Annotated in this window: 19 protein-coding genes and 1 pseudogene; 15 read left to right on the top strand and 5 right to left on the bottom strand. The window is 63.8% G+C overall.

Annotated features, from left to right (window positions below; translation table 11 throughout):
• Window positions 1-3: 3 nt before the first annotated feature.
• The 4 genes from Q0907_RS15775 (at window position 4) to Q0907_RS15760 (ending at window position 2,925) form a co-directional block, all read left to right on the top strand.
• On the top strand, window positions 4-579 hold the full coding sequence (locus Q0907_RS15775; protein ID WP_162108756.1) for a manganese efflux pump MntP family protein: 576 nt from the start codon (window positions 4-6) through the stop codon (window positions 577-579).
• Window positions 576-1,154, top strand: coding sequence for a cytochrome b (locus Q0907_RS15770; protein WP_162108757.1), 579 nt, complete (start codon window positions 576-578; stop codon window positions 1,152-1,154). Before Q0907_RS15775 ends, Q0907_RS15770 begins: the two co-directional genes overlap by 4 nt.
• A gap of 491 nt (window positions 1,155-1,645) precedes the next feature.
• Window positions 1,646-2,128: a DUF4145 domain-containing protein gene (locus Q0907_RS15765; RefSeq protein WP_287758061.1), complete on the top strand. Its 483-nt coding sequence runs from the start codon at window positions 1,646-1,648 to the stop codon at window positions 2,126-2,128.
• Window positions 2,129-2,346: 218 nt separating this feature from the next.
• Window positions 2,347-2,925 carry a hypothetical protein gene (locus Q0907_RS15760; RefSeq protein WP_162108759.1) on the top strand — a complete coding sequence of 193 codons (579 nt, stop codon included), beginning with the start codon at window positions 2,347-2,349 and terminating at the stop codon, window positions 2,923-2,925.
• A gap of 58 nt (window positions 2,926-2,983) precedes the next feature.
• Here Q0907_RS15760 and Q0907_RS15755 read toward each other — a convergent pair whose 3' ends face one another.
• From Q0907_RS15755 to Q0907_RS15745, 3 genes are read right to left on the bottom strand one after another with little or no spacing between them, the layout of a single operon-like run.
• A complete protein-coding gene (locus Q0907_RS15755) occupies window positions 2,984-3,706 on the bottom strand; it encodes an SseB family protein (RefSeq protein ID WP_238394868.1) in 723 nt (240 codons plus the stop codon).
• A gap of 10 nt (window positions 3,707-3,716) precedes the next feature.
• On the bottom strand, window positions 3,717-3,986 hold the full coding sequence (locus tag Q0907_RS15750; RefSeq protein WP_287758079.1) for a BPSL0761 family protein: 270 nt from the start codon (window positions 3,984-3,986) through the stop codon (window positions 3,717-3,719).
• 49 nt (window positions 3,987-4,035) lie between these two features.
• Window positions 4,036-4,362 carry a hypothetical protein gene (locus Q0907_RS15745; protein WP_162108761.1) on the bottom strand — a complete coding sequence of 109 codons (327 nt, stop codon included), beginning with the start codon at window positions 4,360-4,362 and terminating at the stop codon, window positions 4,036-4,038.
• Window positions 4,363-4,446: 84 nt separating this feature from the next.
• Here Q0907_RS15745 and Q0907_RS15740 point away from each other — a divergent pair, with 84 nt between their 5' ends.
• The 5 genes and pseudogenes from Q0907_RS15740 (at window position 4,447) to Q0907_RS15720 (ending at window position 8,876) form a co-directional block, all read left to right on the top strand.
• Window positions 4,447-4,677 (top strand): helix-turn-helix transcriptional regulator, encoded by a 231-nt coding sequence (locus Q0907_RS15740; RefSeq protein WP_056877930.1) that lies wholly within the window; start codon window positions 4,447-4,449, stop codon window positions 4,675-4,677.
• 65 nt (window positions 4,678-4,742) lie between these two features.
• A pseudogene (locus tag Q0907_RS15735) lies at window positions 4,743-5,933 on the top strand (ATP-dependent DNA helicase RecG); the annotation flags it as partial.
• A 137-nt stretch (window positions 5,934-6,070) separates the two neighbouring features.
• Entirely contained in the window at window positions 6,071-7,009 is a 939-nt protein-coding gene (locus Q0907_RS15730) for a nucleoside hydrolase (protein WP_299346628.1), read from the top strand.
• Window positions 7,010-7,083: 74 nt separating this feature from the next.
• A complete protein-coding gene (locus tag Q0907_RS15725; RefSeq protein WP_162336762.1) occupies window positions 7,084-7,326 on the top strand; it encodes a type B 50S ribosomal protein L31 in 243 nt (80 codons plus the stop codon).
• A gap of 260 nt (window positions 7,327-7,586) precedes the next feature.
• Complete coding sequence (locus Q0907_RS15720; RefSeq protein ID WP_299346621.1) at window positions 7,587-8,876, top strand: citrate synthase; 1,290 nt, start codon at window positions 7,587-7,589, stop codon at window positions 8,874-8,876.
• 67 nt (window positions 8,877-8,943) lie between these two features.
• Here Q0907_RS15720 and Q0907_RS15715 read toward each other — a convergent pair whose 3' ends face one another.
• Complete coding sequence (locus tag Q0907_RS15715; RefSeq protein WP_299346618.1) at window positions 8,944-9,600, bottom strand: hypothetical protein; 657 nt, start codon at window positions 9,598-9,600, stop codon at window positions 8,944-8,946.
• Window positions 9,601-9,699: 99 nt separating this feature from the next.
• Window positions 9,700-12,123 (bottom strand): penicillin-binding protein 1A, encoded by a 2,424-nt coding sequence (locus Q0907_RS15710; protein ID WP_299346615.1) that lies wholly within the window; start codon window positions 12,121-12,123, stop codon window positions 9,700-9,702.
• A 214-nt stretch (window positions 12,124-12,337) separates the two neighbouring features.
• Here Q0907_RS15710 and Q0907_RS15705 point away from each other — a divergent pair, with 214 nt between their 5' ends.
• The 6 genes from Q0907_RS15705 to Q0907_RS15680 all read left to right on the top strand — a co-directional run bounded on the left by Q0907_RS15705 (window position 12,338) and on the right by Q0907_RS15680 (window position 18,474).
• Window positions 12,338-13,396, top strand: coding sequence for a pilus assembly protein PilM (locus tag Q0907_RS15705; protein ID WP_343229822.1), 1,059 nt, complete (start codon window positions 12,338-12,340; stop codon window positions 13,394-13,396).
• Window positions 13,396-14,169, top strand: a complete 774-nt coding sequence (locus tag Q0907_RS15700) for a PilN domain-containing protein (RefSeq protein WP_299346611.1) — start codon at window positions 13,396-13,398, stop codon at window positions 14,167-14,169. Before Q0907_RS15705 ends, Q0907_RS15700 begins: the two co-directional genes overlap by 1 nt.
• Window positions 14,166-14,855 (top strand): type 4a pilus biogenesis protein PilO, encoded by a 690-nt coding sequence (pilO, locus tag Q0907_RS15695; protein WP_299346609.1) that lies wholly within the window; start codon window positions 14,166-14,168, stop codon window positions 14,853-14,855. The genes Q0907_RS15700 and pilO overlap by 4 nt, the downstream gene beginning before the upstream one ends.
• Window positions 14,855-15,379: a pilus assembly protein PilP gene (locus Q0907_RS15690; protein WP_299346693.1), complete on the top strand. Its 525-nt coding sequence runs from the start codon at window positions 14,855-14,857 to the stop codon at window positions 15,377-15,379. The genes pilO and Q0907_RS15690 overlap by 1 nt, the downstream gene beginning before the upstream one ends.
• 14 nt (window positions 15,380-15,393) lie before the next feature.
• On the top strand, window positions 15,394-17,319 hold the full coding sequence (locus Q0907_RS15685; protein ID WP_299346606.1) for a type IV pilus secretin PilQ family protein: 1,926 nt from the start codon (window positions 15,394-15,396) through the stop codon (window positions 17,317-17,319).
• 168 nt (window positions 17,320-17,487) lie between these two features.
• Window positions 17,488-18,474 (top strand): MoxR family ATPase, encoded by a 987-nt coding sequence (locus Q0907_RS15680; RefSeq protein WP_296278559.1) that lies wholly within the window; start codon window positions 17,488-17,490, stop codon window positions 18,472-18,474.
• Window positions 18,475-18,477: the final 3 nt, after the last annotated feature.

Genomic DNA, 18,477 nt, shown 5'->3' with positions numbered 1-18,477 from the left:
CCCATGAATCCCGTTTCCATCCTTCTGCTCGGTCTGGCCATGTCCACCGATGCATTCGCTGCTGCGTTGGCCAAAGGCGCCGGCATGGTCAAGCCGACCTGGCCGCAAGCGCTGCGCATCGGCCTCATCTTCGGCGTCGTCGAAGCCATCACGCCGATGATCGGCTGGCTGCTGGGCTCGGCGGCGGCGAAATTCATCGAGCAATGGGATCACTGGGTCGCCTTCGCGTTGCTGTTCGCGCTGGGCCTGCACATGCTCTACAAGGCCTTCTTCGCCAAGGACGAGAAAGAAGACGCGGCGCCCTCCGGCTCGATGTGGAGCATCGCGCTTACTGGCCTGGCGACCAGCATCGATGCGATGGCGGTCGGCGTGGGCCTGGCCTTCGTGCAGGTGAACATCCTGGTAGTCAGCACGGTCATTGGCTTGTGTACGTTTGCGCTCGTCACCATCGGGATCATGGCCGGTCGCGTTCTCAGCACGCTGATCGGCAAGTGGGCCGAAGCGCTGGGCGGCCTGGTACTGATCGCGGTGGGCGCCACCATCCTCTACGAGCACTTGTCCGCCGGAGTCGCGCCATGAGTACCGAATCCACACGCGACGCCATCGTTATCACCGCTGCACCGACATACTACTCGCGCCTCGCCCGTCGGCTGCACTGGACGACGTTCGCGCTGGTGGTCATCGCCTACGCCAGCATCAATGCAAGGAAGCTGTTCGAACGCGGCTCGGACGAGCGCATCCTGGCCGTCGAGTCCCACTTCCTGGTCGGCATGGTCATCCTGATGCTCACGCTTCCCCGGTTGGTCCATCGCATGAAGGCGCCGTTGCCGCCGATCGTGCCGCCGCCATCCGCGTGGTCTGCGCTGCTGTCGAAGACGACCCACGTGCTGCTGTACGCGTTCCTGATCGTGCAACCGTTGACCGGCATCGTGGCGCGGCTCGCAGAAGGGAAGGGCATCGGACTGCCTTTCACCGAGCGTGTCATCCCGTCGTTCTTCGGACCGCACGAAGCCTTGGCCGCCTTCCTCGAATCGGCCCACGTCTGGATCGGCGAGGCCTTCTACTGGGTCATCGGGCTGCACATCCTGGCGGCGCTGTTCCATCTGCTTGCAGGCAGGGACAACGTCATGCAGCGGATGACAGGCAGGAGCTGAGCGCAGCCTTCACTCACCGCAACAGTATTCCGGTCTCGTCAATGTTCGCTTCCAATCCAGAGTGGACATCATCCATCTCCGTAGCTGTTGACCTCTTCGGTTGCAGCTAGGCTTGTTAGTACGACCAGACTGGCCCTAAGATCGCGCAGCACGAAGTGACTAATCCAACGTTCGGTAGGCTGTGAGTTGCTGACGTAAACCGACCCAGAGCTCAACTGTTGGGCATGTAGACCTCTATGCCAGTTAACCAGAGAAACTTGCGGGACTCCTTTACGAAACAGAGGTCACCTGCGTGGCCCTGCCCAACATGCAAAGCAGGTCACTTAAGGATTGACAAAGACTCCATATCAGCCAAGGCAACGGCCGAGTCAGTTGCCGCACAAGATCATCCTGCGTGGGATCCGGACTGGACAACCTTAAGGTTTGTCGCGCTCGCAGTTTGCGATAACACCGACTGCCTTGAGGTAGCAACGATAAAGGGTAGGGGTGGATTGCAGCCGATAGGGCAGAGTTACGACTATCAGGAGTTCTATACTCCTGAGTACTTCGATCCATCACCTGCGCTTATCATCGTTCCGGAGCAATGCAAATCTGAAGTAAGATCAGAGCTAAAGATGGCATTTGCGCATGCGTGGGGAGATCCTACTTCCTCTTCTGCACACATTCGTACAGCAACCGAAAGACTCTTGGATCAACTCAGAATCCAAAAGTCTGTTACGGCCAAGGGCAAGCGACAGCGCCTGACGCTGCATCGAAGAATTGAGCTTCTCTCGGTTAAGAATCCCGAAGCTAGCGAGCTTCTATTGGCTGTCAAATGGATAGGTAATGCGGGAGTCCATTCGGGCGCTTTGACACAGCAAGAAGTGATTGATGCACTGGATTTGCTGGAGGGTGCGCTAAGTTCCTTGTTCGATCCTCACGCTAATCGTGTGAAAGTGTTGGCGAAGCGGATCAACAAGCGAAGGGGTCCATGAAGAGTTCTATAGAACAATTCATCGCCGGTCGCGCAAGTGGAATGCTGGGTTTGGGGTAGGGTACTTTGCCGGGCTCATGCGCAGTCAATGGCGCGATCGGCTGGGCGAGGCGTTCGGATATTGACTGTTTCTAATGGAATTTGAAGGATGCGTTGCTGTGCGGACCTCGTGCCGCCACCTGCGGTCTTTTTTTGCTCCATGTCCTGGGTGCTGATTGCATGAACTACCAGAACCGACTCAAAGGTGCTGTAACGCAATCTCTTGTGCGATCGTTGTTTGCACAGGCGGGACTTACAGTCGTGCCCCTTGGCATTGAGGAGACCGTTAGGGAGGTGGCGGATCTTCCCATGGATCAGTACGTTGGTTTGGGCCTACCTATAGCACTACGCAAATTGCCAGACTTCTTTGCGGCCAATAGGGAGCGGACAACTCATTGGCTGGTCGAGGTTAAGTACCGCCGCCAGTGGAGCGATGCGGTACGTGATGAGCTTGGGCAGACTTTGGCCCAGCAAGTTTCTACGTGGGACCCTCTTGTGGTCTTCATCTTCGTGGGGGAAACACCCTCACAGTTCGATCAGCCAAGCTCATGGGTTAGAGCGGCGCAGGTGAAGATGGATGGTGACGTGTTGAAGTTTAGGCCTCACGGCGGAGGCGACTACCTCCCTTGGGGGCAGGCGACATTCTTCAGCCTTCAACGCGTGCAAGACGTTTTTCCTCAGCTTAACGATGCGCAGCTTTGGGAGTCTTCCGCACTCAGGCTAACGCTTGAAATGTCGCGTGGACTAACTCGGCTATAGATAGGCGCGACGAGTTTGTACGTTGGAGCTCGTAGGACTTCGCCATGTCCATAATTGCTTATCTATTTGGCGACAGCATGCAGATCGCGCCTACCTGGTTGATAAACTCAGGCTTCGGACCAGCTGCATCGTAGACCGCCACATCAATGATCTGGTCGATTCTAGGATTCATGTTATGGATCGCCGAGATGACAGCTCGGGCGCCGCGCTCCATATGCTTAAGCTCTACGCCTAGGTATAGAAGTAGCGTCATGGGTGCGGAGCTTCCATCGATCGGCCGCTTCTCTAAAACAAACATGGTTTTGATGAACGGGCTTTGGGCGACACCCATACGGAGCGTCTCCACGAGCGCGCTAGGTAAATTCTCTGCTGGACGAACAGCAAAGCCATTTTCTGATTCCACCTTCTCGAAGGTGTCAAGAGTTCCCGTTCTCAACAGTACGCGGACTTCCTCCGGATATAGCACTGCGCCACCATCGTTTGGGTTGACCATGAGAGTTGCGCCGAGGGTTGCCTTGAGAAGTTCTGCGCAAGGCAGGTGAATTGTTCTTACGGCACGGGAGGCGGCCCGTTCGGATCGATGCGCCGATGTAAAGAAGGGAATGGCGTCGAATCCGTCTGGATGGCGGAACTGGATTAGTCGAACATTCTTGGAGTCATCCGAGACGGGAGCATGTACGTAGACCATGGCGTTCAGTAGGCAAGTGAAGAACTGAGCCTCATTGACGAAGCTCTTGAGCCCGAGCTCGAAACAGCGCTCCAACTGTTGTTCGCTGACCATTGCCACGTCTCTAGCCTCCAATGTGCGGGCCTGACATGTATCCCCGCACCCATTCAGGGTCAAAGTCGGCTACGAGGTAGTTCTGCAAGAGGTGAGACTTCGCTACTTCTAGGAGACGCGCCTCGTTTTCGGCGATCGCGGCAACGTCCGACACTGAAGGAAAGTGACGGAGCAATCTATATGCTTCTGTTCGAATCTCTCTGGGTACATGTTGGTTGGCGGAAAGATCCCGAAGGAATGCACCGGCTTGGATGAGGTTTCTTGTGCGTTCCACTGGCATAGTCATAGCTGAGCGCTCCGCTCTCCTATTCGCAGCACCTAGCGTTGAGTCAGTCGCGAAGCCGCTGCGAGTTGAACTCGATGAATCTATGCATCTCTCCACGCATCGTGGCGGCATCAGTGGGTAGTGAAATTCCCAACTGGCGGCATAGTGTTCGAGCGAAAGCTTGCTGGGCTTTGGTAGGTGGCTTGAACTTCCAATCGATCACTTCCGGAAGTCCTCGACTTATCTCCTCCGCAAGGCGCTTGCAGAAGTTCTCGTGTTCCCAGCCGTCTTTCACTGCCGACAAGTAGCGGGACACCGCGTCGAGAGAGTCGGGTGCTATGGAGAGCTCTAGAGTGAGGTCCAGATCCGGCGCGACAAGGAACAGGTTCATTTGGTTCACCTGGATATCGTTGCTCCCAGAATGCTACCGTAAATACTGTAGACCGAAAATGCTACGAGTCGGACCCTTCGCGCCATGGCAGGCGCGGGAATTCAGGTCAGGCTGGGCAGGGCAGTGAAGGCTGCAAGGATGCGTTTGGGCTATTCTCAGGAAGCCTTGGCCGATGAATTGGGTATGCATCGCACCCAACTGGGCCATATCGAGCAAGGGCTCAAGGATTGCCGGCTTTCAACGATCGTCAGGATCTCAACGGCGCTCGGGCTCCCACTGAGCCAGTTGTTCGAGCAAATCGAGGCTAGTGAATAGTGGGCTACCTGCCCTGTCGGGACCGGCGCCGCTAGTCTGAACGATTTCCTTGATATGGGCTTGCTAACATAAGCAGCGGAAAGACCGTGGTCGCCGCGCTGGCCGGCATGCTGGCAGTGGAGTCGGGCAAGCAGGTGGCGCTGGCCGCGCCCACCGAGCTGCTGGCCGAGCAACACCTCGCCAACCTGCGCGCGTGGCTGGAACCGCTCGGCGTGCGCGTGGCATGGCTGGCCGGCAAGGTCACCGGCAAGGCCCGCGCGACCGTGCTGGCACAGGTGGCGTCGGGCGAGGCGCAGGTGGTGGTGGGCACCCACGCCTTGATGCAGGAAGCCGTGACCTTCCACGACCTCGGCCTGGCCATCGTCGACGAGCAGCATCGTTTCGGTGTGCACCAGCGTCTGGCACTTCGCGACAAGGGTGCGGGACACGACCGCGTACCGCACCAGTTGGTGATGACCGCCACGCCAATTCCACGCACGCTGGCGATGGCGGCCTATGCCGATCTGGATGTATCCGCTATCGACGAACTGCCCCCGGGACGCACGCCGGTGCAGACCGTGGCCTTGAGTGCCGAGCGCAGGCCCGAGCTGGTCGACCGCATCCGCACGGCGTGTGCGGAAGGACGACAGGCCTACTGGGTCTGCACTCTGATCGACGACAGTGACGAGGTGGTCGCGCAGGCGGCGCAGACGACCTTCGAGGCGTTGTCCTCCTCCTTGTCGGAGGCCCGCGTCGCCCTGGTGCACGGACGCATGAAGGCGGCGGACAAGCAGGCGACGATGCGGCGCTTCAAGCAAGGCGAGATCGACCTGCTGGTCGCCACGACAGTGATCGAAGTCGGCGTCGACGTGCCCAATGCCTCGCTGATGATCATCGAGAACGCGGAGCGGCTGGGTCTCGCGCAGCTGCACCAGCTGCGTGGGCGGGTTGGTCGTGGCGCGACGGCATCGACCTGCGTGCTGATGTATCAGCCGCCACTGTCGATGATGGCCAAGCACCGGCTGGCGACGATGCGGGCCACCAACGATGGCTTCGTCATCGCCGAAAAGGACCTGGAGCTGCGCGGCCCGGGTGAGTTGCTGGGAACGCGGCAGACCGGGCTTGCCGCGTTCCGCGTCGCCGACCTCGCGCGCGATGCGGGCCTGCTGCCGCAGGTGCACGCACTGGCGGAACGTCTTCTGTCGGATGATCCTGCGGCGGCAGACCGCGTGATCCTGCGCTGGGTGGGTGGCGCGGCGCGATACGCCTCTGCGTGACTTGCGTAGAGCCGAGCTTGCTCGGCTGAACATGTTCGTCGCAGCGGAGCGAGCTTCGCCCTACAGGACCCGCCGTGCGCTTCCATGGCGTCGCCTGCAATGCGAGACTCGGCGACCTGAAAGACGAAGGGCAGAAGATGAGCGAAAAGATACCCCTGCTGATCGACACCGATCCCGGCGTCGACGACGCGCTGGCCTTGTTGATGGCGTTCAACGATGCGCGCCACGACATCGTCGGCCTGACCATCGCGGCCGGCAACGTGGGCCTGCAGCACACCGTGCGCAATGCGCTGAAGCTGTGCGAAGTCGCGGGTCGCGACGATATCCCCGTGTTCGCGGGCGCGCCTGCGCCGCTGCTGCACCCGTCGCCGGATGCCGGTTACGTGCACGGACAGGACGGCTTCGGCGATGTGGGTTTCCCGCCCGCAGCGCGCCAGGCAGAAGCCGAGCACGCGGTGCTGGCCATCCTGCGGCTGTCGCATGAGCACGCGGGCCGACTGGTGCTGGTCGCACTCGGGCCGCTGACCAATGTCGCGCTCGCGCTCAAGCTGGACCCGACGCTGCCGCAGAGGATCGCCCGGTTCGTGGTGATGGGAGGGGCGGTGACCTGCCACGGCAACATTACGCCGGCAGCGGAGTTCAACTTCTATTTCGACCCCGAAGCTGCGCACCTGGTGCTGGAAGCGTTCGACCGCTACGACCTGGCCGACTGGGAGGCGACCATCGCCCATGGCCTGCACCACGAGCGCGTGGCCGCCTGGCTGCGCGCCGATTCCGCGCGCGCCCGGTTCTACGACCGCATCTCGGAGAAGACGCGCTCGTGGTCCGCCGACCGCCGCGGCGACCACTGGTTCGCCGCCGATGCCCTCGCCATGGCTTTCGTGCTGGCGCCGGAGGGCGCGCGGGAGCTGGCCCAACGGCCGCTCGCCATCGAGCTGCAGGGTGCCCACGCCCGGGGCGCCTCGATCGTGGATTGGCGCCGGGAGGGCGGGCAGCCCGACAAGGCCAATATCCTGCTGCGCTACGACCAGGACCGCTTCGAGGCCCTCATCGAGGCGGCACTGGCGGCCGGGTGAGGGGCGGGTTGCGCTGGGCAGGGAGGGCGGGCTAAAATGCCGCTCTTCCATTCCCGTGACACGGTGTTACCGCCATGAAGGCCGACATCCACCCGAATTACCGCGAAGTCGTCTTCCACGACGTGACCTCCGATTTCAAGTTCCTGACCCGCTCCACGCTGGGCAGCAAGGAAACGACGAAGTGGGAAGACGGCAACGAGTACCCGCTCATCAAGGTCGAAATCTCCTCGGCTTCGCATCCGTTCTACACGGGCAAGCACAAGGTCATCGACACCAGCGGCCGTATCGACAAGTTCCAGAAGCGCTACGCGCGCTGATCGAAACGTCGTTCGCCTGACCCGCTGCGGCCGCGCCTCGTGCGCGGCCGTTCGCGTTTGCGCGCACTGCATACGGCGCCATTCCGGAATGTTCGGTTGCGTCCGCCGCCTTAGCCTTTGGTCTGACTTTGGTGCGGTATCGAGCGACGGCTCCAGAGGGCGTGTGCGATAATTCGGGTCATCCAAGGTTCACTCCCTGGACTCCCGTCACGCGCCGTCCGGACCCCTGGCCGGCGTTACCCCACGAAGGAGCGCACACTGTGTCCGAACTTGACCAGGTCACGCTGAATGCCGGCGACAAATCCGTCGTCCTGCCCGTCCTGAAGCCCACGCTGGGCAACGACTGCGTCGACATTTCCAAGCTGACCAAGGAAACGGGTCTTTTCACCTACGACTCCGGTTTCACCGCTACCGCCAGCTGCAAGTCGGCCATCACCTACATCGATGGCGACAACGGCGTACTGCTGTACCGCGGCTACCCCATCGAGCAGCTGGCCAAGCATTCGAGCTTCCTGGAAGTCTCGTACCTGCTGATGAACGGCGAACTGCCGACCCCGCAGGAGTTCGCCAAGTTCGAACACGAGGTCACGCATCACACGATGATGCATGAGTCGCTCAAGAACTTCCTGCACGGCTTCCATTACGACGCGCACCCGATGGCCATGCTGGCCGGCACGGTCGCCTCGCTGTCGGCGTTCTACCACGACACGCTGGACCTGGAAGACCCGGAGCAGCGCCGCCTGGCCGCGATCCGCCTGCTCGCGAAGATGCCGACCCTGGCCGCCGCTGCCTATCGCTACTCGATCGGCTGGCCGATCCGCTATCCGCGCAACAACCTCGAGTACGTCGATCGCTTCCTGCACATGATGTTCGAGGTGCCGAGCGAGCCGCTGGAACTGAACCCGGTCGTCGCCAAGGCGCTGGACCTGCTGTTCATCCTGCACGCCGACCACGAGCAGAACGCCTCGACCTCGACGGTGCGCCTGGTCGGTTCGACCGGCGCCAATCCGTATGCATCGGTCGCCGCCGGCATCACTGCCCTCTGGGGCCCGGCGCACGGCGGCGCCAACGAAGCCGTGCTGAAGATGCTGGAAGAGATCGGCACGCCGGACAAGGTCGAGACCGCCGTGGCGAAGGCCAAGGACAAGGAATCGGGCTTCCGCCTGATGGGCTTCGGCCACCGCGTGTACAAGAACTTCGACCCGCGCGCCAAGATCATCCGCGAGATGACCCACAAGGTGCTGGGCGAGCTGGGCGTCGACGATCCGCTGCTCGAAGTGGCGATGAAGCTGGAAGAGGCCGCGCTGAAGGACGAGTACTTCATCCAGCGCAAGCTCTACCCGAACGTCGACTTCTACAGCGGCATCATCTACAAGGCGCTGAAGATCCCGACCGAGATGTTCACCGTCATGTTCGCCATCGGCCGCACCGCGGGCTGGGTGTCGCACTGGCTGGAACAGCAGATCGATCCGGAAGCCAAGATCGGCCGTCCGCGCCAGATCTACACCGGCTACGCGCCGCGCGACTACGTGCCGACCGGCAAGCGCTGATCTCGCAAGAAGCAAAAAGGCCCCGCAAGGGGCCTTTTCTTTTGGCATGGGGACGCAGGGCGTCGGCTCAGCGACGCGTGGCATCCCGTTCGTAGCCGGCGATGTCTTCTTCGATGAGCATCTGGCGCAGTTGCGTGGCGGATGCACGCCGCATGGGCTTCTCGTCGATGCTGGAGAGCGGCGCCTGGCGTAGTGCGTCGTGGGGCAGCACCGTCAGGTCGAAGCCCAGTTCCTCGGCGCTGAACACCCAGACCGGCAGGTCGGCCACGCGTTCCCGGTCGATGCGCAGCCGGCGTTCGCGCGGCTCGGCGGGGATGCGATGTTCCTCCAGGAAACGCGTGACGGCATCCGGATCGTCGCTGTGGAGATGCATGTGCACGGGCGTGTTCCCGTCCGCCGTGCCCTCCAGCACGGGGCCGACGAGGCGGGGCGAGAAGTCGGCGAGGAACGCCATCGCGCGTAACGCAGCTTCGCGCCGCCGCCGCAGTCCCGCCACATGCGCGTCGCCAGCGAACAGGCGCTGGTACTCGCGCAGTGCGTCTTCGATTTCGCGATTGCGGGGCAGGGAAGCATCGTCGTGGATGCCCAGCCGGCTGGCGGCCTTGAGCTTGGCCTGGTGGTAGTCGCGGATGCCGCCCTCGGCCATCAGCCGGGCGGCCTCGTGCGCCAGTCGCTGGCGGCGTTCGCGGGTGCGGGTTTCGGCGTGTTGACGGGCGTGGTGCATGACAGGCCTCCGCGTCGAAACAGAGCCGAATGTACACCATGCTCCCGCGTTGGCGATGACGGCGCATGCGCGCCGTCAGGGAGCCTTCACGCCATGGCGTCAGAAGATGTCGAACGCCTCTTCGTCCGGCACGGCGTCTTCCGGGCCGTACAGGTCGTAGTCCTGGATGCGCTCCATGTCCTCGACCTTGACCCATTCGGTCACGCCATTGAGCGTGGCCTGCACCATGCCCTCGGGCAGGTCGTTCGATGCGACCGGTGTGTCCTTCAGCGCCGCGCGCATGTATTCGATCCAGATCGGCAGCGCCGCCTTGCCGCCGTACTCGCGGTAGCCGAGCGACTGGAAGTTGTCGCGGCCCACCCATACCACGGTGGCGTACGTACCGCCGAAACCGCCGAACCAGGCGTCGCGGTGATCGTTGGTCGAGCCGGTCTTGCCGCCCACGTCCTCGCGCCCCAGCACCTTGGCTGCGGTGCCGGTCCCGCGCTGGACCACGTCGCGCATCATGGACACCAGCTGGTAGGCGGTGCGCTCATCGATCGCACGCGGTGCGGTGACCATGTTCGGGTCGGCCGGTTTCGGCTCGGGCTCGGCCTTCTGCGCTTCGACCGCTGCCGGCTTGGGGGCATCGGCGGGGCCGAAGTTGAAGCCGTCCACCACTTGGGCGGCCGCCGCGCTGGCGCCGTGCTGGCCGCTGCCGCATCCGCGACATGCGACGGCGGGGTTCTCCTTGAACACCACGTTGCCTTCGCGATCCTTGACCTGATCGATGAACCATGGCGTCACTCGCGAACCGCCGTTCGCGAACACCGCGTAGCCGCGCGCCACGGACAGGGGCGTCAGCGAGGCGGTACCCAGCGACATCGACAGGTTGGGCGGCAGTTCGGCCTCTTCGAATCCGAACTGGCTGATGTAGGTGCGTGCGAACGGTACACCGATGCCGTCCAGCAGGCGCACCGACACGAGGTTGCGCGACTGCACGAGCGCCTCGCGCAGCCGCATCGGGCCGCGGAAGCCGCCGCCATCGTTCTGGGGCCGCCACATGTGGCCGCGGCGGTCGCGGAACACCACCGGCGCATCCAGCACGATGGAGGCCGGATTGAAGCCCTTTTCGAACGCGGCGGCGTAGAGGAACGGCTTGAAGCTGGAGCCCGGCTGGCGGCGTGCCTGCGTGGCGCGGTTGAACTTGTTGCCGGCGAAGCTGTAACCGCCCACGAGTGCACGCAATGCGCCCGTGTTGGCGTCGAGCGAGACGAGCGCGGCCTGCGCACGCGGGATCTGCTCGAGCGCGTAGCTGCCCTCTTCCTTGCCGGCCTTGATACGCGCCAGATCGCCGCGCTTCAGCAGTCTGGCGGGCGAGCGGCCGGTCCACTTGCTGGCGGCGACGGGCAGGGTGATCTCGCGGCCATCGGCCATGACCACGGTCGCGCTGCCGTCATCCGCGGTGCGGGCGACCATGACCGGGATGAGGCCGTTCTGTGCGGGAATGCCGCGCAGATGGGTAGCCAGCGTCGCGGCGTCCGCGTCGGCGGCCACGTCGACATGCTGTTCGACGCCGTTCCAGCCATGACGGCGGTCGTACAGGCCCAGGCCATCGCGGACGGCCTCGTTGGCGGCGGTCTGCAGCGCGGCATCGAGCGTGGTGGTGACGTGGTAGCCCTTCGTCAACGCCTCGGGTCCGAAGCGCGCGATCATTTCCTGGCGCACCATCTCGGCCACGTAGGGGGCATTGACCTCGATCGGCCGCTCGTGCGGCTTGGCGTGCATCGGCTCGGCCTTCGCCTGCGCGGCCTCGGCGGCGGTCACGTAGCCGTCCTCACGCATGCGCTCGACCACGTAGGCGCTGCGCTGCTGGTTGCGGCCGGGGTTGCTGATCGGATTGCCGCTGGACGGGAACTTGAGTGCGCTGACCAGGGTGGCGGTCTCGGCCAGGGTGAGCTGGTCCAGGGTCTTGCCGTAGTAGTACTCGGCGGCCGCGGCGACGCCGTAGGAGCGGTTCCCGAAGAAGCTCTTGTTGAGGTAAAGCTCCAGGATCTCGTCCTTTGTCAGCATCTCCTCGATGCGGAACGCCAGCATCATTTCCCGGATCTTGCGGCTGTAGCTCACCTCGGAACTCAGGAAGAACTGCCGGGCGACCTGCTGGGTGATGGTGCTGCCGCCGGCCACGCGGCCTTCCTTGCGGCTGACGATCTGCCAGACCGCGCGGGCCACGCCGGTGGGGTCCACGCCCCGGTGCTCATAGAACTTGCTGTCTTCCGCAGCGATGAACGCCTGCTTCACCCGGGCCGGGACCTGGCCGATCTGCACGGGATAGCGGCGGATCTCGCCGTACAGGCCGATCAGGCGGCCGTCGTTGGCGTAGATGTAGAGCGGCTCCTGCAGTTCGACGTTCCGGAGGGACTGGACGTCCGGCACCTTCGACGAGACCGTGTAGTACAGGACCCCCAGCCCGACCGCGCCGGCCAGGCCAAGTATCAGGAACGTGATGAGGGTCCAACGGAGAAGACGACGGAAACGGGACATCCAGTGCTTTCCGATTGCAGAATTCGTAGCGGCAGAGTATAGATGACCGCCGGGATCGCCACAGGTGATCCCATGGGGAACAGGGACTTGGGGAACAACCCTCGTGAAACGTGACAAGCCGCACAGCCACGTGATCGTCGGTTGCCAAGCGTAAAAACTTGGTTATTAATGTCGGCGCAAGTTGCGCCCAGTGCCCGTCGGAAGGGGAAAGACCGTGGGGCTAATCCCAAAAAGCCAGTCGCCGCTCATCGGCGTCGACATCAGTTCGACTGCGGTAAAGCTGCTGCAGCTCTCGCGCGTGGGCAACCGTTTCCGGGTTGAACACTATGCCGTCGAGCCGCTGCCGCCGAACGCCGTGGTCGAGAAGAACATCGTCGAAGTCGAGGCGGTCGGCGAGGCCATCCGCCGCGCCGTGAACCGTGCAGGCAGCAAGGCCAAGCACGCCGCGGCCGCGGTGTCCGGCTCCGCGGTGATCACCAAGATCATCCCGATGCCGGCCGACCTGGACGAGAGCGACCTGGAAGCCCAGGTCGAGCTCGAGGCCGTCAACTACATCCCGTATCCGATCGAGGAAGTGAACATCGACTTCGAGGTGCTGGGCCCGATGCCCAACAACCCGGAGATGGTGCAGGTCCTCCTCGCCGCCTCGCGCTCCGAGAACGTCGAGCTGCGCCAGTCCGCGCTCGAACTGGGCGGACTGACGGCGCGCGTCATGGACGTCGAAGCCTTCGCTGTCGAGAACGCGTTCGCGCTGATGGCGTCCGACCTGCCGATCCCGCAGGACGGTGTCGTGGCGCTGGTCGACATCGGCGCCACCATGACCACCCTCAACGTGCTCCGGCGCGGACGCAGCCTCTACAGCCGCGAGCAGGTCTTCGGCGGCAAGCAGCTGACCGATGAGGTCATGCGTCGCTACGGCCTGACGTACGAAGAGGCGGGCCTGGCCAAGCGCCAGGGTGGCCTGCCGGAAAGCTACGAAGTCGAAGTGCTGGAACCCTTCAAGGAGGCGACCGTCCAGCAGATCAGCCGCCTGTTGCAGTTCTTCTATGCCGGTAGCGAGTTCAACCGCGTCGACCAGATCGTGCTGGCCGGCGGTTGCGCCGCGCTGCCCGGCCTGCCGGAGATGGTCGAGGAGCAACTGGGCGTGCCGACCGTGGTCGCCAACCCGCTGGCGCAGATGACCCTCGGCCCGCGCGTGCAGGCGCATGCGCTGGCGCAGGATGCGCCCGCGCTGATGATCGCCACCGGCCTGGCTTTGAGGAGCTTCGACTGATGGCAAGAATCAACCTACTTCCATGGCGTGCCGAACGTCGTGTGCAGCGCCAGCGCGAGTTCTACGTCATGCTGGGCGCCGCCGCGATCGCCGGCCTGCTGCTCTCCTTCCTGTTGTGGTTCCACTACGACCGCCAGGTGTCCGGACAGACCGCGCGCAACGATTTCCTTAAGGACGAGATAGCGAAGGTCCAGGCACAGAACAAGGAAATCGAAAAGCTCGACGAGCAGAAGCGCCGCCTGCTGGCCCGCAAGGACGTCATCGAGAAGCTGCAGGCCAACCGCTCGCAGATGGTCCACCTGTTCGACTCGCTGGTCCGCACCATTCCCGATGGCGTGATGTTGTCCAACATCAAGCAGGAAGGCGAAGTGCTGACGCTGGAAGGTCGCGCGCAATCCAACGCGCGGGTCAGCGCCTACATGCGCAACCTCGAGACCTCCGGCTGGATGACCAAGCCCGAGCTGTCGATCATCGAAGCCAAGCCGGAAGAGTCCAAGACGCTGACCAACCCGGGAGCCGGCAGCGCGCTGCCTTACGTGTTCACGCTGCAGGTGCGGCTCGCCAACCCGACCGCCGAGCAGGAAGCCGAGACCGCCGCCGCCGGCGCATCGCCGGCCGTCCCGGGTGCCCCGGCAACCACGCCGGCACCGACCACCGCGCCGCTTGAAGGCCAGCCTGCCGCCCCGTCACCCGCAGCGCCACCTGCACCCGCAGCGCCGGCACCCTCCGCTCCTGCAGGCGATACCCCTCCGGCTTCCGGGAGCAACGCATGAGCCAGAAGACATCGCTCAAGAACCTGGACATCAACAACATCGGTGCCTGGCCGCAGAACGCCAAGATGGGCTTCTGCGTGGTGCTGGCGATCTTCATCCTTGCGCTCTCCTACTTCCTCTTCGTCAGGGGCAAGGCACAGACCCTGGATTCGCTGGAACAGGAAGAAGTACGCCTGCGGCAGGATTTCGAGAAGGAGCAGGCCAAGGCCGCGAACCTGGAGCCGCTGAAGCAGCAACTGGCGCAGATGGAGCAAGTGCTGCAGCAGATGCTCCGCCAGTTGCCCAGCAAGACGGAAATGCCGGATCTCATCATCGACATCTCGCAGACGGCGCTGTCCAGTGGCCTCACCAACGAGCTGTTCCAGCCGGAGCCGGAGACGCTTAAGGAGTTCTACGCCGAGAAGCCGATCCAGTTGCGCATGGTGGGCAACTACCACCAGTTCGGTGCCTTCGTCAGCGGCGTCGCTTCGTTGCCGCGCGTCGTCATCCTGACGATGCACGACATTTCGCTGCAGCCGAAGGAAGGCAAGGACGGGATCAATCGCGGCGCGCTCGAACTGTCGGGCACGGTCAAGACATATCGTTACCTCGACGAGACCGAGGTGGCGGAACAGGAGGCTGCGGCGGCTGAGGCAGCCAAGGCGGATGGAAAGAACAAGGCGGCCAAGGCAGGAGGGTCACCATGATGCGCGGCACCTGGCATTTCATGGTCCTCGCGGCCGTCCTGACGGCGTCGGGTTGCGCGCGGGGGGTCACCAGCACCCCCGGCGACGCGCCCAACCTGCAGAAATGGGTCGAAGACGTGCGTGCGCGTCCCGCGCCCCCGCTCGACCCGCTGCCTGTGATGCAGCAGTTCGAAACGTTCGAGTATGCCGCGCAGACGTTGCGGGATCCTTTCAGCAATGCGTGGAGCAACACCGATGGGGGCGGGCTGCGTCCCGACCCCAACCGGCGCAAGGAAACACTGGAGCAGTACCCGCTGGACAGCCTGGACATGGTCGGTACGATCGGCAAGGGGGCGGGTCTGGTGGCACTGGTGATGGGGCCCGACAAGGTCACCTACCGGGTACGTCCGGGGAACTACCTGGGCCAGAGCGATGGCCGGGTCACCTCGGTCCGCGAAGATGGCGTGGAACTTGTCGAACTAGTGCCGGATGGCGCGGGCGGTTGGCTGGAACGGCCGGCGTCCATCGCGCTTGAAGATCAATGATTGGGGGATACACGATGACCGCTACGAATGCCCACCGCCTGCGGCCGTCCCGGCGCCTGGCTACCTTCCGGGTCTGCTCTTTGGGGCTGGCCATCGGCCTGCTTGCCGCGGCAAGTGCGGCGGGTGCCGTCTCGCCGACGGCGCAGGCCACGTCCCCCGTCGCCGTTACCCAGCCCGCGTCTGCGGTGTCGGTGTCGAACATCGATTTCCGCCGGGGTGAGGACGGGGCCGGTCGCCTTGTCATCAAGTTCGATGGCCAGGGGGCGACGCCCGACCTTCGCAACCAGGGCGATAGCGTAGTCGTGAACGTCGGCAACGCGACGCTGCCTGCATCCCTGCAGCGAGCGCTGAACGTCACCGACTTCGCCACGCCCGTGCAGCGCGTCGATGCGCAGAGCAAGGGAGCGGGCACGCAGCTGGTGCTCAGCACGCGCGGCAACTTCGAGTCCCTGGCTTACCAGACCGGCAACGAATACGTCGTCGAGATCGTGCCCAGCGCGGGTCAGAAGGCAATGGGAGCCCCGGGCGCTGTCGGCGGTACCAGTGCCTCGGCGGTTGTCGCAGCGGCGCAGCGGGTGGCAGCCGAGGCCCGTCGTTACAGCGGTCGCCCCGTCACCTTCAACTTCCAGGACGTCCCGGTGCGGACGGTACTGCAGCTGATCGCGGAAGAGTCCAACCTCAACATCGTTGCGTCGGATACCGTACAGGGCAACGTCACGCTGCGCTTGGTCAACGTACCGTGGGACCAGGCGTTGGACATCGTCCTGCGGGCGAAAGGCCTGGACAAACGCCGTGACGGCGCGGTCGTCTGGGTTGCGCCGCAGCCCGAGCTGGCCAAGTTCGAGCAGGACAAGGAAGACGCCCGCATCGCGATCGAGAATCGCGAGGACATGGTCACGGATTACGTCCAGATCAACTACCACAGCGCCGCCGCGATCTTCAAGGCACTGACCGAGGCCAAGGGCATCGGCAACCAGGGCAACAGCGGCAGTGGCGGGGGTGGCAATGGCGGGCGCGACCAGGAGAACGGCTTCCTGTCGCCGCGCGGTCGCATCGTCGCTGACGAACGCACCAACATGCTGATGATCAGCGACATTCCGAAGAAGGTCGCGCAGATGCGCGAGCTGATTTCGACGATCGACCGTCCCGTCGATCAGGTTCTGATCGAAGGTCGCATCGTGATCGCAACCGACACGTTTGCCCGCGACCTGGGCGCACGCTTCGGTATCAATGCCCGCCGTACTGGCGATCGCACGCAAATCATCGGCGGCAACATCACCGACAATGTGAACGTGGGCAACGGTGATGACCGCATCCTGCCGCGTGATCTGAATGTCAATCTGCCGGCGGGCGGATTCACCCAGTCGGCCGCCGGAGCGATCGCGTACACGCTTCTGGGTCGCAACTTCGACCTAGACCTCGAACTGTCCGCCATGCAGGAAGAAGGTCGCGGCGAAGTCATCTCGAACCCGCGCCTCGTGACCGCCAACCAGCGCGAGGGCGTCATCCGCCAAGGCAAGGAGGTCGGTTATGTCACGATCACCGCCGGCCAGGGTGGCGTAGCCACGCCGAACGTGCAGTTCAAGGAGGCGTTGCTGGAGATGAAGGTGATGCCCACCATCACCAACGACAACCGTGTCTTCCTTAATCTCAACGTCAAGAAGGACGAAGTGAACCGCTACATCACGCTGGAAGGCTACGGCAGCGTGCCGGAGTTGGACAAGCGCGAGATCAACACGGCGGTCCTAGTGGAAGATGGCCAGACCGTGGTGATCGGCGGCGTGTACGAGTTCACCGATCGCAGCAGCGTCTCCAAGGTGCCGTTCCTGGGCGACATCCCCTTCCTGGGCAACCTGTTCAAGAAGAAGGGCCGCAGCAAGCAGAAGGCAGAGCTGCTGATCTTCATCACCCCGAAGGTGTTGTCGGTCAACAAGCGCTGATCCCTCGTTCTGCACGGATCGGAGAGGGCCGCGGAAGCGGCCCTTTTTCGTTCTGATCCGTCGAGCCGCCGCGAACTTCCGCTGAATCCGCTTCGGTACCGGCAGCGGGGTCGGGAACCCGCGTGGCAGACTGTGGGTCCCACACGCACCCTCCGCCATCCAACGCTCATGGACCTCCCGTCTCCCCCCGGATTGTTCGATCGCTTCGTTACCCTGCGCGACGACCTCTCGCAGGCCATCGTCGGCCAGGCCGCGCTGGTGGAGCGCCTGCTGATCGCCTTGTTGGCGGACGGTCACCTGCTGGTCGAGGGCGCCCCGGGACTGGCGAAGACCACCGCGATCCGCGCGCTGGCGTCGCGGTTGCATGCGGACTTCGCCCGCGTGCAGTTCACCCCGGATCTGCTGCCGGCGGACCTGACGGGGACGGAAGTGTGGCGGCCGCAGGAGGCGCGCTTCGAATTCCAGGCCGGGCCGATCTTCCATCCCCTCCTGCTGGCCGATGAGATCAACCGCGCGCCCGCGAAGGTGCAGTCCGCGCTGCTGGAGGCGATGGGCGAGCGCCAGGTGACCGTGGGTCGGCACACGTACCCGCTGCCGGCCCTGTTCCTGGTGATGGCGACCCAGAACCCGATCGAGCAGGAGGGCACCTTCCCGTTGCCGGAGGCGCAGCTTGACCGGTTCCTGATGCACGTGAAGATCGGATATCCCGAGGCCGCGGCCGAAGCGGAAATCCTGCGCTTGGCGCGTGACCGGGCGCGTGAGCAGATGCAGTCGGTGCACGCGGCGGTCGAGCGCATGCCGCTGGATGATGTCTTCCAGGCGCGCGCGCAGGTACTCGACCTGCATCTGGCGCCGGCGCTCGAGCGCTATCTGATCGAACTGGTGCTCGCCTCGCGCGACGCCTCCCGCTACGACGCTGCGCTGGCGCGGCGCATCGCCTGGGGCGCGAGTCCCCGCGGTTCCATCGCGCTCGAGCGGTGCGCGCGCGCGCGCGCGTGGTTGTCGGGCCGCGACTACGTCACGCCCGACGACATCCGTGCGATCGCACCGGACGTGCTGCGTCATCGCGTGCTGCCGAGTTACGAGGCGACCGCGGAGGGCTGGGACGGCGATCGCCTGGTGAAGGCGTTGCTCGACGCGGTTCCGTTGCCCTGAATC

The sequence above is a fragment of the uncultured Pseudoxanthomonas sp. genome, from assembly GCF_947498795.1.
GTDB lineage: Bacteria > Pseudomonadota > Gammaproteobacteria > Xanthomonadales > Xanthomonadaceae > Pseudoxanthomonas_A.
This window is presented reverse-complemented; position numbering and strand designations above follow the sequence as displayed.